The following is a 13,851-nucleotide window of genomic DNA, read 5'->3' on the forward strand; positions in this document are numbered from 1 at the left end:
CCGTGGGCGTGCACCGCATCGCCGTCCTCGACGACTACCAGTCCGTCGCCGCCGACTTCTCCGACTGGTCGCGGCTCCCGGAGCCGGCCGAGGTCGTGGAGTTCCACGACTGGGTCGGCGACCCCGATGCGCTGGTCGCGCGTCTGCAGCCCTTCGACGTCGTCGTCGCGATGCGGGAGCGCACGCGATTCCCGCGGGAGGTCCTCGAGCGGCTGCCGAACCTGAAGCTGCTGGTTACCACCGGCATGCGGAACAAGGCCATCGACGTCGCAGCGGCGCAGGAACGGGGCATCACCGTCTGCGGAACCGGCTCGAAGGAGACGTCCACCGCCGAGATGACGTGGGCACTGATCCTCGCCACCCTGCGCAACATCCCGCGGGAGGACGCCGTCATGCGCGCCGGCGGCTGGCAGCAGACCATCGGCGGCGACCTCGCCGACGGCACGCTCGGCGTCGTCGGGCTCGGCCGGATGGGTTCGCAGGTAGCCCGCATCGGCGCCGCCTTCGGCATGGACGTCGTCGCCTGGAGCCAGAACCTCACCGACGAGCGCGCCGCCGAGGTGGGTGCCCGGCGGGTCGAGAAGGACGAGCTGTTCGCCACCGCCGACGTCGTCACCATCCACCTGCTGTGGTCCAAGCGGACCCGCGGCATCATCACCGCCGACGATCTCGGCCTGATGAAGCACACCGCCGTCTTCGTCAACACCAGCCGCGGGCCGATCGTCGACGAGGCGGCCCTGATCGACGTCCTCCGCGACGGCCGGATCGCCGGTGCCGGCATCGACGTCTACGACCAGGAGCCGCTGCCACGTGACCATCCGCTGCGGGAGCTGCGCCGCGCCGTCCTCACCCCGCACCTGGGCTACGTCACCCGCGGTGGCTACGAGATCTACTACCGCGACGCGGTCGAGGACGTCGCCGCCTGGATGACCGGCGATCCGATCCGGGTCCTGGAGTAGCGGATCATCCCGCGTCGCGGCGCAGCAGCGACCAGCCGCCCGCCGCCAGCGCAGCCCCGGACCAGCCGACCAGCAGCGCCGTCGCCCGGGCGGCCGACATGTCGGGCTCCCCGAGCAGCGTCCAGATCGCGCCGGAGCCCGGCAGCAGCTCACCGAGATCGGCCATCCACGCCACACCGAACGCCGGCAGCAGGAACGGCAGCACGAGCTGCAGCAGGAAGACCGTCGCCAGCGCGCCGGCCGTGCTGCGCAGCAGCAGGCCGACGCCGACGGCCAGCACGCCTCCGGCGACCAGTACCGCGGCGATCCGGCCGAGGCTGTCGGCCAGGTCGGGGAAGGACAGCGTCAGGTCCGGCGCGATGACCCAGGCGGCGACATCGGCGACCAGCGCCAGCAGCACCCCGGCTCCCGTAGCGACGGCGACCGGCACGGTGACCCGCGCGGCCAGCAGCACCCCGCGGCGCGGGGTCCACTGCAGCGTCGGGCCGATCGAGCCGCTGGCGTACTCCTGCGTGACCGCCAGCAGAGCCAGCACCAGCAGCGCGAACTGGCCCAGCAGCACGCCGAACTCCCCGGCGATCGTCACCGGCTCGCCGGACGCCAACCCGTCCGATCCCTGCGACATGTCGAACGCGGCCGTCGCGGCGATGCCGACGATGGTCACGGCGGCGGCCAGCAGGCACCACCACGTCGTCCGCACGGTGCGCAGCCGCAGCCACTCGGCGGCCGCGGCACGCCCGAACACGGTGAGCGTGCCGGGCTCCGCGACGGGCACAGCCACGGCGGTCATCGCCGCACCAGTTCGGCCGGCTCGGGCGTGCCCGCCATGCGGTACTGCACGCTGTCGCCGGTGAGGTCGAGGTAGACCTGCTCCAGCGAAGACTGCTCCTCGGCCAGCCGGTGTACCGCGACGCCCACCTCGAGTGCCACGTCGCCGACGGTCTCGGCCGACACGCCCTCGACCAGCAGGTCGCCGTCGTCGGTCGGGTGCACCGCCAGCCGCCGGCGCAGCAGCGCGCCGGCCAGGTCGTCGGGGGACGGCGTCCGCACCCGCACCTGCCGGCGCGCGCCGTCCCCGCGCATCACCTCCTGCACAGAGGCGTCGGCGATCAGCCGGCCACGACCGATGATCACCAGGTGGTCGGCGGTCTGCTCCATCTCGCTCATGAGGTGGCTCGACAGCAGCACCGTGCGCCCCTCGTCGGCCAGCCCGCGTACCAGGCGCCGGACCCACCGGACGCCGTCGAGGTCCAGGCCGTTCATCGGCTCGTCGAACAGGAGGACAGCGGGGTTGCCGAGCAGCGCGGTCGCGATGCCCAGCCGCTGGCGCATGCCGAGGGAGTAGCCGCGCACCCGCCGCCGGGCCGCGGGACCGAGCCCCACCTGGTCGACGACGTCATCCACCCGGCGCATCGGGATGCCGTGCGTGCGGGCGGCGACCCGCAGGTGGTCGCGTCCGCTGCGCCCGGGGTGCACGGCTCCGGCGTCGAGCAGCGCACCGGCGGCCCGCAGCGGCTCCGCCAGCTCGGCGAACGGTCGGCCCGCCACCAGCGCGGAGCCGGCGGTGGGCCGGTCGAGACCGAGGATCATGCGCATCGTGGTCGACTTGCCCGCGCCGTTGGGACCGAGGAAGCCGGTCACCTTGCCCGGCGCGACGTCGAAGGTCAGGTCGTCGACGGCGCGAACGGCGCCGTACTGCTTGGCCAGACCGCGCACCTGGATCATGCGCCCGGCCCGTCGAGAGGGAATGCAGTCATGACACGAAGCGTGTCGGGCCGGGAGACCCCGACGGATCACCCCGCAGCGCCGACCTGGGTCCCCCGCGCGGGGGAGGGGGAACGTGCGCTCGCGGGGGAATCGCCCGGCCGCCCGTTCGGCCAGGATCGAGCCATGCCATCGACGACGTCGCCGCGCCGCCCGGCCGAGCTCGCGGCGCGGGTGCGGGCGCTGCTCGCCGCGGCCCGCCCGGGCTGGCCCGGCCGCGCCCTGTACGCGCTGGCGAGCCTGCCGCTCGGCGCGCTGTACCTCGCGCTCTACGCCGGGCTGGTCGGTTCGGTGGTCGCCCTCGTCTACGGCGTGGGCGTGCTGCTCATCCTGCTCGTGCTGGCGGTGACCCGCGGGCTCGCCGGGGTCGAGCGCCGGCTGGCCCGCGCCCTGCTCGGCGTCGACATCCCGGACGGCGAGCGGGTGCGCGACCAGCGCGGCGTCGTCCGCAGGCTGCGGCGGCTGGTCTTCGCGGCCGACACCTGGCGGGCCTTCGGCTGGCTGGGTGTGCGAGTGCTGATGGGCGTGGCCACGTTCGCCACCCTCACCTTCGGCACCGCCGCCTTCGTCGGACTCGGCTGGAGCACCGAGTGGAGCCACGAGTGGAACCCGCTCACCGCGCTGCCGCTGCTGGCGCTCATGACCGCCGTCGTCGTCCTGACCCTCGCCGTGCTCGACCTGCTGGTGCGGCTGGCCGGATCGGTGGCGCCGCGGCTGCTGGGCACCGCCCCCGAGCAGCGGATCGCCGCGCTGCAGCAGAGCACCCGCCGGCTGACCGACCGCACCAGACTCGCCCGCGACCTGCACGACACCATCGGACACGCGCTCACCGCCAGCCTGCTGCAGGCCACCGCCGCGCGCCGCACGCTGACCCCGACGGACGACCGGCCGCTGCAGCCGGACTTCGCCCGCCAGGCCCTCGGGCACATCGAGACCAACACCCGCACCGCGCTCGCCGAGCTCGACCGGGTGCTCATCGTGCTGCGCGCCGAGGACGGTGGCCGTGACCCCGCCCCGTTCGCGGCGCCCTCGCTCGCCGACCTCGACGACCTGCTCGCCGGCCTCCGCGACGGCGGTCTCCCGGTCGCCCTCGTGGTGGACGGCGACGTCGACGACGTGCCCGTCGGAGTGCAGGAGCTCGCGTACCGCGTGGTCCAGGAGGGGACGACGAACGTGCTGCGGCACGCCGGAACACCGCTCACCGTCGCCCAGGTCGTCCGCAGCGGGGACACCCTCGTCGCCCGCGTGTGCAACGAGCGCGCGTCCCAGCTCGACAGCCGCCCCGGTCCCGGTGGCGGGCGCGGGCTGGCCGGCCTCCGCGAGCGGACGGCAGCCGCCGGCGGCACGCTCAGCGCCGAGCCCTCGCCCTCCGGCGGCTTCGAGCTGTGCGTCACCCTGCCCCTGTCCGGTGCCGCGTGAGCCTGCGGCTCCTGCTCGTGGACGACGACGTGCTCGTCCGATCGGGGCTGCGGGTGATCCTGGAGAGCGAGCCCGACCTGACCGTCGTCGGCGACGCGGGCACCGGCCGGGAGGCGCTCGACGCCGCCGCCCGGACCGACCCGGACGTCGTCCTCATGGACGTCCGGATGCCCGACATGGACGGCATCGCGGCGACCGCCGAGCTGGTGGCGCGCGACCCGCAGCGCCCGCGCGTGCTGGTGCTGACCACCTTCGAGGACGACGACTACCTGTTCCGCTCGCTGCAGGCCGGGGCGAGCGGTTTCGCGCTGAAGCGGTCCGATCCGGACGAGCTCGTCGACGCGATCCGGGTCGTCGCACGGGGGACCTCGCTGGTGCTGCCGGACCTCACCCGCCGGCTCATCGCCTCGCACGCGCCCTCCCGCGCGCGGGGGCCGGCCGCGCTGCCGGAGCTGACCGGCCGCGAGGCCGACGTGCTGCGGCTGGTGGCCGGTGGGCTGTCGAACGCCGAGATCGCCGCGCAGCTGTACCTCAGCCGGGAGACGGTGAAGACCCACGTCAGCAGCGTGCTGCTCAAGCTAGGTGCCCGGGACCGCACCCAGGCCGTCATCGCCGCCTACGAGAGCGGCTTCATGACTGCCTGAGCGCCGCGGAATCGCTGCCGTCAGCCGTGGCGGCTCATGAATTCGGCCATGGCACGGGCCACCGGTTCCGCTCGCTGGATGTGCAGCAGGTGGCCGACGCCGTCGATGGTGACCTCGTCGATGTGTGGCACCGACGAGCGAAGGAAGGCGGCGACCTCCACCCACAGCGGCTGGGTCTCCGCACCGAGCACCGACAGCACCGGGCAGCTGATGGCGGCGGCCTGCTCGGCACCGAACGTCCATGCGCCCAGCCCCGGCAGCTCGACGCCGAAGAAGGTGTCGGCGTCCTTGACCGCCTGCGCCACCGAGCCCGGCAGCCGCTCGTCGAGCAGCGCCCGGCAGGTCGCCCAGTCGGCGCCGCCCACAACGCTCATGAAGCGGGCGATCGCACCCTCGTGGTCACCATTGCCGTAGGCCTCGAACGCCGGCCCGGCCTGCTCGAAGAAGGCCGCGCCGCTGGGCACGGAAAGGAGCGACAGCTCCAGCAGGGTCAGCGTCCGGACGGTGTCGGGGTGGTCGAGCGCCAGCTGGGCGGCGACGGCCGCGCCGCTGGAGTGGCCGGCCACATGCGCCCGCTGCACGCCCAGGTATTCGAGCAGCGCCGCGGCGTCGGCCGCGTGGTCCTCGACGGTCACCTGCGCGCCCGTGTGCGTGCTGCCGGCCCAACCCCGCTTGTGGTAGCGGATCAGCCGATAGCGGTCGGCCAGCTCGGGTGCGGCCAGGAGCGGGACGAACCCGTCGGCCAGCACCGGGCTGATGAGCAGCACGGGCTCGCCCGAACCGACCATCTCGTACTCCAGGTCCACGCCGTCGACCGTGGCGATGTCCATAACTTCTCCTCGGGGTCTCGATGCGTCAGGGGTCGTCTGGGCCCCCACCAGGAATGCGGAAGCGAGACGGGTACGGCGGTAACCGGCGCGGTTACGGTCGAGGCGACGCGTGCCATCGGCCACGGACAGAGGCGATGCGATGAGCGAGAGCGCCGGTCCCGTCGAGCTCGCACGGTCCGCAGCGGCCCGCGGCGGCTGGCAGGAGGCTTTCGACCTCCTCGCGGGTGCCGACGCCGACGGTCTGCTGGCACCCGGAGAGATGCCGATGCTCGCCGAGACCGCCTACGCGGCCGGCCAGCTCGACGTGACCATCGAGACGTGGGAACGGGTGCACGCCGGGTGCATGCATGCCGGCGACCGGCTCGGGGCCGGGGGAGCAGCGGTGCGCGTCGCGCTGCACCTGCTCTTCGACACCGCCCTCATGGCACCCGTGCGCGGCTGGCTGGCCCGGGCGGAGCGGCTCCTCGGCGCCGGCGAGACCCCGGCGCACGCGTGGTTCGCCGTCGTCCGCGCCTACGAGCGGATCCTGGCCGGCGACCTCGCCGCCGCCCGCCCGTGGGCGGAAGCGGCCGTCGAAGTGGGGTCGACGTGCGACCCCGCCGCCGCGGCCATCGGACGGGTCGCCGAGGCCCGGCTGCTGATTCTCGACGGCGACGTCCGGACCGGTCTCGACCTGCTCGACCAGGCGGGCGTGGCGACCGTCTCCGGCGACCTCGACCCGCTCTCCACCGGGGTCGTCTTCTGCGAGCTGGTCTGCGCGCTGCAGGGGCTCGCCCAGTACGACGTCGCCGAGCAGTGGACCGAGGCGATGGAGCGTTGGTGCGAGACCAACGCGATCGGCAGCCTGCACGGGCGCTGCCGGGTGCACCGCGCCGAGATCCTCCGGCTGCGCGGCTCGTGCACCGAGGCGGAGAGCCAGGCACTGCTGGCGTGCGAGGAGCTGCGTCCCTATCTGCGCCGCGAGCTCGGGTGGCCGCTGACCGAGCTGGGGCGGATCCGCCTGCACAAGGGGGACGTCGCGGGGGCGGAGGATGCCGCGCTGGCCGCCCACCGCGCCGGATGGGACCCGCAGCCGGTGCTCGCACTGGTCCGGCTCGCGCAGGGGGATCCGGATACGGCGGCCGCCTCGGTGCGGGACGCGCTCGAGCGTCCGCTGGGCGTGCCGTCGAAGGAACGACCGCCGAATTCAGACCTGCAACGCGCCCCACTGCTCGCGGCCCAGGTCGAGATCGAGATCGCGGCCGGGCACCTCGCCCGAGCCCGATCGGCGGCGGACGAGCTGGTGCGCATCGCCGCCCGCTTCTCGACCACGGCGCTGGTCGCCACCGCCGCGCTCGCCCGTGGACGGGTGCGGCTCGCCAACGGCGACCCGGCCGGCGCGGAGGAGTCCCTCGCCCAGGCGGTGCGGTTGTGGAACGAGGTGGGCGCCCCGTACGAGGCGGCGCGGTCCCGCATGGCCCTCGCCGACGCCCATGCCGCCTGCGGCAGCGCCCACCGGGCCGACCTGGAGCGCCGCGCGGCCGGCGAGATCCTCGACGGTCTCGCGGCCGGACCAGCGGCTCCGTCGTCCGCGGGCGAGGCGGCCGGGCCGCCGGTCGCCGGGATCTTCCGTCGCGAGGGCGACTACTGGACGGTCGTCTTCGCCGGCCGCACCGTCCGCGTGCGCGACCTCCAGGGCATGCGGTACCTCGCGCGACTGCTCGCCGAGCCGGGCCGGGAGCACCACGTGCTCGACCTCGTGGCCGCCGAGAGGGGTCGCGGGAGGTCCGCCGCCGGCGCGGACGACCTGCCCGGCTCGGGCCTCGGCGACGCCGGCGAGCTCCTCGACGCCCGCGCCAAGGAGGCCTACCGCCGGCGGCTCGCCGAGATCGACGAGGACATCGAGGAGGCGCGCACCACCGGGGACGACGAGCGGGCCGCGCGCGCGGACGCCGAACGCGACTTCCTCGTCCGAGAGCTCGCCCGCGCGTTCGGCATGGGAGGTCGGGCGCGACGGGCCGGGTCCGCGTCCGAACGCGCCCGCGCCGGCGTCACCCGCGCGCTCCGCCAGGCGATCGCCCGGATCGGCGCGCACCATCCGCAGCTCGGTGAGCATCTCGACCGAACCGTCCGCACCGGCACCTACTGCGCCTACCTTCCGGACCCACACGCACCGGCCGGTTGGACGTCCTGACGGCGCCGAAGCCGGTCCGCCCGGCTCCCACCGGCGGAGGAAGCCGGTCGGCTACTCGCAGCCGATCCCGTCGCCGTCGCGGTCGAGGTGGCCGCCGTAGCCGGGCTGTCCGGCCCGGATGGGCGCTGCACCGGCATTACGCGCAGCGGTGCAGTTCTCGTAGTAGGGCCCGGGTGCCGGAGCCGGAACAGGGGCCGGCGCAGGTGCCGGGGCCGGTGCAGGTGCCGGGGCCGGGGCGGGGACCGGTCGGGGGGCCGGCGCCGGAGCGGTCCGGGGGGCTGGAGCGGGCACGGGAGAGGGGGCGGGAGCCGGAGTTGGAGTCGACTGGACGCGCTCGGGGACGTTCGCGACCACGCCGCCGGGCAGCGGCTCGTCGGGGCACGTGCTGAGCACCGTGGCGATGGCGTTCTTCTCCGCCTGGGTCATCCAGAGCTGGTAGGTCACCTTGACCGCGACCTGCCGGGCCACGTACGCGCATCGGTAGCTGTGGTTCGGGGGCAGCCAGGTCGCCGCGTCGCCGTCACCCTTCTGCATGTTGAGCGGGCCGTCGACGGCGAGGAGGTTGAGCGGGTCGTTCGCGAACGCCGTGCGCCGGCTCGTGGTGAGCGCCTGGGCGCCCTTCTGCCAGGCGTCGGAGAGTGCGACGACGTGGTCGATCTGGACGTCGTCACTGGTGCCCTGACCACGCTGGAAGCCGATGGACCGGCCGGAGTACGGATCGGCCAGAGTGCCGGTCAGGACGACGCAATCGCGCGTCCCGGCCTTGAAGGTCTCGTTCGCCAGGTCGCGGGCCAGCATGTCGTTCCGGGTGTCGCAGCCGTTGCGGTCGACGTCGACCCAGCCGGAGCCGAAGTTGTCCCGGTCGTAGCCGGTGCGCGGCGCCCGGCCCTTGACCTCCACCGCGGCGAGCGCGGCCAGGGCGGTCGTGCGCTCGGCACCGTCCACCGCCACCTGGACGTCCTCGTCGCTCAGCAGACCAGTTGACGAGCCGGTCGGCACGGCCTGTTCGGCCGTCTCCGCCTCGGCGAGTGCGGCCTCGGCCTTCTCCGCTGCTTCCTCCGCCAGCTCCTCCTCGGACGGCCCCGCCGACGGCGTGCTCCGGCTCGCCTGGGCTTCTGACGCGGCCGACGTCTCGCGCGTGGGGGTGGACGTCGCGCCGCCCACCATCACGGCGACGAGACCCGCAGCCGCGACGACCCCGCCGATCCGTCGGCTGGAGATGAAGGCCCAGCGCGCCCGGCCCGCGATCGAGGCGCCGATGCCGAGGAACACCGCCGCCAGTCCGGCCATGGCCAGCCCGCCGGAGACGCCGCCGGTGGCAAGACCGGCGACGACCAGCAGCAGGACCACGGCGCAGGCGGCGCCGAGCGCCACCTGTCGCGACGTCGGAGTGGAGCGATCGGCCATGTGGTTCCCCCCGGAAACGAGACGCCAAGAACCCGGAAGCTAGGCGCGGTCCGCGTGCCTGACCGGCTCCGACACGGGGGCGAGCCCCCTGCGTCCCATCCGGAGCAGCCGACCCTCCTGATCGCGAGTGCTGTGCCGGATCCCGCTGCCTCCGGATCGTGGTCGGGCGCCTAGATTCGGCGTCCGTGACCGACGAGCAGGTGCCCATGGCCGCGACCCCGACCCCCGACACGGAGAGGCGCTGGTGGGCCGACGGCGAGCTGGCCGTCGCCGGGATCGTCGACCGGATGACCGACGAGGAGCTGGCGGGGGACTCGGCGCTGCCCGGCTGGTCCCGCGCGCACGTCGTCGCGCACCTGGCCCGCAACGCCGACGCGCTGGGCAACCTGCTGGCCTGGGCCCGCACCGGCGTCGAGACGCCGATGTACCCCTCGCGCGCGGTCCGCGACGCCGACATCGAGACGACCGCCGCCCGGCCGGCGGCGGAGCTGCGTGCGGACTACGTCGCCGCCTGCGGCCGGCTCGCCCAGGCGATCGAGACCATGCCCGTCGAGGCCTGGACGGCGGAGGTGCGCAACGGCCAGGGGGCGACCGTGCCGGCGTCCGCCGTGCCGTGGATGCGGGCCAAGGAGATGTGGGTGCACGGCACCGACCTCCGCGCCGGACTCTCCTTCGCCGACCTCGATGCCGGCTTCTGCGCCGCGCTCGTCGACGAGGTGCTGAGCTTGTTCGCCGCCCGCGACCAGGCACCCGACGTCACCGTCGTCGCCACCGACGTCGACCGGACGTGGGGGAGCGGCGGCACGCGGGTCGACGGACCGGTGACGGCGGTCGCCGCCTGGCTGACCCGCTCCGACGCCTCGGGCCTCGCCGGCGACGTCCCGCCGCCGCCGGCCTGGCTGTAGAACCCACGGTCGACGAACTCAGACGCCCCGTTCACGTCGGCGGTCTTGCCCGGCACCAACCTTGCCGATGTACATTGTGTACATGTCCACGCCGGTCGACCGGAGCGTTTCCGAAGCTCGTCGCGATCTGGCCGCCGTCATCGATACGGCACGTTCGTCGCATGAGCCGGTGTACCTGAGCCGCCGTGGCCGGCGTGTCGCCGCGGTCATCTCGGCAGGCGAACTGGAGCGTCTGCAGGGTCTGGCCGAAGACATGATGGACATTCTCGATGCCGAGGCCGCCAGGCAAGAGATCCGGGAGACCGGGAACGAGCCGATCCCGTGGGAGCAGGCGAAGGCCGACCTGGGCCTGGCGTGACACCCTTCGAGGTCCGCCTGGCGCCCGCCGCGATGCGTCAGCTGCGGAAGCTCGATCCAGCCGGCCGGCGTCGCGTGCAGGCGGTCATCGATCTGCTCGCGGACGATCCCCGCCCTCCTGCTGCGCGCCAGCTGGTCGGCGGTGCCGGGGAATGGCGCGTCCGCACCGGGGATTTCCGGATCATCTACGAGATCCACGACGGGCAGTTGCTGATCCTGGTCATCAAGGTCGGTCACCGCCGGGATGTCTACGAGCGAGGCTGACCCGCAGTTCCTCGGGCAGTGGGCGGGTCAGACCAGGAAGCGGTAGGCCGTCGTCCCCGGGGCGACGTGCTGGATCCGCAGCGGGCTCGCCTCGATCCGCTCCAGCAGGCCGGGCAACCCGTCGGCGCTGCCCAGCTCGATGCCGGTGAGCGCGGCGCCGGTCTCGCGGTTGTCCCGCTTCATGTACTCGAACAGCACGATGTCGTCGTCCGGGCCGAGCACCTCGTCGAGGAAGCGGCGCAGCGCGCCCGGCTCCTGCGGGAACTCGACGAGGAAGTAGTGCTTGAGCCCGCGGTGCACCAGCGACCGCTCGACCACCTCGGCGTACCGGCTGACGTCGTTGTTGCCGCCCGACAGCAGGCAGACGACGGTCTGCCCGGGCTCCACGGTGACCACGCCGCCGCTCAGCGCCGCCGGCGACAGCGCCCCCGCCGGCTCGGCGATGATCCCGTCGGCCTGGTAGAGGTCGAGCATCTCGGTGCAGATGTGGCCCTCCGGCACGGCGAGCAACTCGGCGCCGCAGTCGCGGACCAGCGGATACGTCACCGCCCCGGCCCGGCGGACGGCGGCACCGTCGACGAACGTGTCGATCTCCTGCAGCTCGACCGGCGCTCCTGCGGCCAGGGCGGCGGCCATGTTCGCCGCGCCGGCCGGCTCCACGCCGACCAGGCGGGTGCCGGGGGAGGAGGCGCGCAGCCAGGTCCCGCAGCCGGCGAGCAGCCCACCGCCACCGACCGGGAGGACGACGACGTCCGGCGCCGAGCCCAGCTGCTCGAGGATCTCCACGGCCACCGTCGCCTGGCCGGTGACGGTGGACAGCGCGTCGAACGCCGGCACCAGCGTCGCCCCCGTCATGCGCGCCGACGCGTCCGCCGCGGCCGACGCCTCGTCGTAGGAGTCGCCGGTGACGACCAGCTCCACCATGTCGCCGCCCAGCGAGGCGATGCGCTCGCGCTTCTGCCGCGGCGTCGTCCCCGGCACGAACACCCGCCCGCGCACCTGCAGGGCCCGGCAGGCGTAGGCGACGCCCTGCCCGTGGTTGCCGGCGCTGGCGCAGACGACGCCCGCGGACCGGGCCTCGGCCGACAGCCGGCTGATCGTGTTGTAGGCGCCGCGGATCTTGTAGGAGCGCCCGACCTGCAGGTCCTCGCGCTTGAGCCAGACGTCGGCGCCGGTGAGGCCCGACAGGCGGGCGTTGCGCTGCAGCGGGGTCCGCTCGGCCACCCCCGCCAGCCGTCGCCCGGCCTCTCGGACGGCGGCGGGAAAGGAATCGTCGAGGCAGGCGCTCACACCGCCATCTTCGACGACAGGCGCCGGGAGCCTTCGTACCGCTCCACGATCCGGCACCTCCGGACGTGCGGCGGGCCTAGAAGCCGTGCAGGCCCGGGCGGCCCCAGGCAGCGCCGCGTGCGGCCAGTCCGGCGAAGGCGACGACCAGGAGTTCCTCGGTCAGCGCTCGACCGACGTGCTCCAGGTCCATGTACCGCAGTTCCCTGCCCCAGACCTGGAGGTACGGGCCGTTGCTCGGCGCGCGGCGGAACCTGCCCTGCGTGGGGGCGCCTCCGACGGCCACGGTGCCGGACACCACCTGGCCTGCCGTGGTCGCGATCAGCCCGTTCGTCCACGTGCTCCCGGAGTCCGAGTCGGAGTCGTAGCTCCCTCGCGGCTCGCAGAGGAGCCAGCCGCGGACGCCCGATCGCCGGTAGTAGGTCCGCACCGGAGCACCGGTGAACTGCTGGTGCTTCTGCGTCACGGTGATGATCTCCGTGGGCGCGATGCCTCGTTCTCGGACGCCGTCCACCATGAGGTCGACCAGCCTGCGGGCTTCGGCCACGGAACGAGCGGCCTCCGCGCGTGCCTCGAGGTGACGCTGCTGGACGGCGTCAGCTGCGCGCGCCGTCGCGAACTCCTGATCGCGCCTCAACTGGTCGGCCCGCTGCCACAGCTCTTCCGGTCCACCCGCCGACATGCCGGGAGCGTAGCCGGGACCGGCGGTCGGCCCGGGCGCCCCGCAGCTCGGAGGAGACATCGTCGACGACGGGTCCGGTCGCGACGCGAGAGGCCCCACGACGGCGCCTCCGGCTCTACCGTCGGCAGCCCAGTTCGCGGAGGGGAGCGATCCATGGCCCGAGCCCTGGTCGTCTACGAGTCGGTGTTCGGCGACGCGAAGCAGATCGCGCTGGCGATCGCCGAAGGCCTGGCCACGCGCCTGCCGGTCGACGTCGTCTCGGCGCGGGACGCGCCCGCTCAAGTCTCGGCCGAGGTGCGGATGCTGGTCGTCGGCGGCCCGACCCATGCCTTCGGCATGCCGCGGGAGTCCACGCGCGAGGGCGCGATCGAGCAGTACGGCGCGCAGATCCCCGACACCAGCTTCGGTCTGCACGAGTGGCTCGACACGGTGCGGCTGCCGCAGCACACCAACGCGGCCGCGTTCGACACCCGCATGGATCACCCGAAGCTGATCACCAAGCTGGACCACGCGGCGAGGACCGAGGAGAAGCTGCTTCGAGGGCTGGGCGCGACGCTCGCCGCGCCGGCCGAGCACTTCGTCGTGACCGGCGCCGAGGGACCGCTCGCCGACGGTGAGGAGGACCGCGCCCGCCAGTGGGGCAAGGCACTCGGCGAGCTGGTCGCCGGCCGGCGCGCGAACGCCAGCAGCTGACGTCAGGTCGGCAGCAGCCGCATGCGCGGTGAGGTGACCAGCCGCTTCTCCAGGAGTACCCCGTGCCGGCCGTCCGCGGTCTCCCGGAAGTCCAGCCGGTCGACCAGCGCCGTCATGAGGACCAGCCCGCGGCCGCCGTCCAGTGGTGACCCCGGGCGAGCCGCGTCGGCCGCCGCGACGTCGAAACCGTCGCCGTCGTCGAGCACGGAGATCCGGCAGACGTGGTCGTCGATCGTGACGTCGACCTGGTACTCCTCGTGCTCGCCCGCGTGCTGGACGACGTTCGCGCACGCCTCGGACAGCGCGAGCAGGATCTCCTCGATCCCGGAGGCCACCACCCCGAGGTACTGCAGCGCCTGCCGGACGAGCCCCCGCACCAGCGGAACGCTGTGCGCGTCCACCGGCAGGCGGACGCTGAAAGCGACGTTCACCGGCAGCTCACCTCCTCGAGATCGTTGCCATTACCC

Annotated in this window: 15 protein-coding genes; 8 read left to right on the forward strand and 7 right to left on the reverse strand. The window is 74.0% G+C overall.

The window, feature by feature from the left end; translation table 11 throughout:
- Positions 1–8 precede the first annotated feature (8 nt).
- Complete coding sequence (locus FHU33_RS07690; protein WP_142024814.1) at positions 9–959, forward strand: D-2-hydroxyacid dehydrogenase family protein; 951 nt, start codon at positions 9–11, stop codon at positions 957–959.
- 4 nt (positions 960–963) lie between these two features.
- Here FHU33_RS07690 and FHU33_RS07695 read toward each other — a convergent pair whose 3' ends face one another.
- Complete coding sequence (locus FHU33_RS07695) at positions 964–1,749, reverse strand: hypothetical protein (RefSeq protein WP_142024815.1); 786 nt, start codon at positions 1,747–1,749, stop codon at positions 964–966.
- Entirely contained in the window at positions 1,746–2,684 is a 939-nt protein-coding gene (locus FHU33_RS07700) for an ABC transporter ATP-binding protein (RefSeq protein WP_142024816.1), read from the reverse strand. Before FHU33_RS07700 ends, FHU33_RS07695 begins: the two co-directional genes overlap by 4 nt.
- Before the next feature lie 165 nt (positions 2,685–2,849).
- On the opposite strand from FHU33_RS07700, the gene FHU33_RS07705 reads away from it, so the two are divergent.
- Positions 2,850–4,142: a sensor histidine kinase gene (locus FHU33_RS07705; RefSeq protein ID WP_142024817.1), complete on the forward strand. Its 1,293-nt coding sequence runs from the start codon at positions 2,850–2,852 to the stop codon at positions 4,140–4,142.
- Positions 4,139–4,786, forward strand: a complete 648-nt coding sequence (locus FHU33_RS07710; RefSeq protein ID WP_142024818.1) for a response regulator — start codon at positions 4,139–4,141, stop codon at positions 4,784–4,786. The genes FHU33_RS07705 and FHU33_RS07710 overlap by 4 nt, the downstream gene beginning before the upstream one ends.
- Before the next feature lie 20 nt (positions 4,787–4,806).
- On the opposite strand, the gene FHU33_RS07715 is transcribed toward FHU33_RS07710, so the two are convergent.
- On the reverse strand, positions 4,807–5,616 hold the full coding sequence (locus FHU33_RS07715) for an alpha/beta fold hydrolase (RefSeq protein WP_142024819.1): 810 nt from the start codon (positions 5,614–5,616) through the stop codon (positions 4,807–4,809).
- Positions 5,617–5,755: 139 nt separating this feature from the next.
- On the opposite strand from FHU33_RS07715, the gene FHU33_RS25730 reads away from it, so the two are divergent.
- Positions 5,756–7,789: a transcriptional regulator gene (locus FHU33_RS25730; protein WP_142024820.1), complete on the forward strand. Its 2,034-nt coding sequence runs from the start codon at positions 5,756–5,758 to the stop codon at positions 7,787–7,789.
- Positions 7,790–7,840: 51 nt separating this feature from the next.
- On the opposite strand, the gene FHU33_RS07725 is transcribed toward FHU33_RS25730, so the two are convergent.
- Complete coding sequence (locus FHU33_RS07725; protein WP_246063394.1) at positions 7,841–9,196, reverse strand: GmrSD restriction endonuclease domain-containing protein; 1,356 nt, start codon at positions 9,194–9,196, stop codon at positions 7,841–7,843.
- Positions 9,197–9,381: 185 nt separating this feature from the next.
- Between FHU33_RS07725 and FHU33_RS07730 the strand changes: the two genes are divergently transcribed.
- The 3 genes from FHU33_RS07730 to FHU33_RS07740 all read left to right on the forward strand — a co-directional run bounded on the left by FHU33_RS07730 (position 9,382) and on the right by FHU33_RS07740 (position 10,722).
- Positions 9,382–10,101: a maleylpyruvate isomerase family mycothiol-dependent enzyme gene (locus tag FHU33_RS07730; RefSeq protein ID WP_211355035.1), complete on the forward strand. Its 720-nt coding sequence runs from the start codon at positions 9,382–9,384 to the stop codon at positions 10,099–10,101.
- A gap of 82 nt (positions 10,102–10,183) precedes the next feature.
- The gene (locus FHU33_RS07735) at positions 10,184–10,459 is read left to right on the forward strand and encodes a type II toxin-antitoxin system Phd/YefM family antitoxin (RefSeq protein WP_142024821.1); all 276 of its coding nucleotides are present in this window, start codon (positions 10,184–10,186) and stop codon (positions 10,457–10,459) included.
- Positions 10,456–10,722, forward strand: a complete 267-nt coding sequence (locus FHU33_RS07740; protein ID WP_246063395.1) for a type II toxin-antitoxin system RelE family toxin — start codon at positions 10,456–10,458, stop codon at positions 10,720–10,722. Before FHU33_RS07735 ends, FHU33_RS07740 begins: the two co-directional genes overlap by 4 nt.
- 27 nt (positions 10,723–10,749) lie before the next feature.
- Here FHU33_RS07740 and ilvA read toward each other — a convergent pair whose 3' ends face one another.
- The gene (gene ilvA / locus FHU33_RS07745; RefSeq protein ID WP_142024822.1) at positions 10,750–12,012 is read right to left on the reverse strand and encodes a threonine ammonia-lyase IlvA; all 1,263 of its coding nucleotides are present in this window, start codon (positions 12,010–12,012) and stop codon (positions 10,750–10,752) included.
- Positions 12,013–12,088: 76 nt separating this feature from the next.
- Complete coding sequence (locus tag FHU33_RS07750) at positions 12,089–12,691, reverse strand: hypothetical protein (protein ID WP_142024823.1); 603 nt, start codon at positions 12,689–12,691, stop codon at positions 12,089–12,091.
- 153 nt (positions 12,692–12,844) lie between these two features.
- Here FHU33_RS07750 and FHU33_RS07755 point away from each other — a divergent pair, with 153 nt between their 5' ends.
- Entirely contained in the window at positions 12,845–13,384 is a 540-nt protein-coding gene (locus FHU33_RS07755; RefSeq protein ID WP_142024824.1) for a flavodoxin family protein, read from the forward strand.
- Between the two features lie 2 nt (positions 13,385–13,386).
- Here the strand turns inward: FHU33_RS07755 and FHU33_RS07760 are convergent, their stop codons facing one another.
- Positions 13,387–13,815 carry an ATP-binding protein gene (locus FHU33_RS07760; protein WP_170182354.1) on the reverse strand — a complete coding sequence of 143 codons (429 nt, stop codon included), beginning with the start codon at positions 13,813–13,815 and terminating at the stop codon, positions 13,387–13,389.
- Positions 13,816–13,851: the final 36 nt, after the last annotated feature.

It is taken from the genome of Blastococcus colisei, assembly GCF_006717095.1.
In the GTDB taxonomy this organism is placed as follows: Bacteria; Actinomycetota; Actinomycetes; order Mycobacteriales; family Geodermatophilaceae; genus Blastococcus_B; species Blastococcus_B colisei.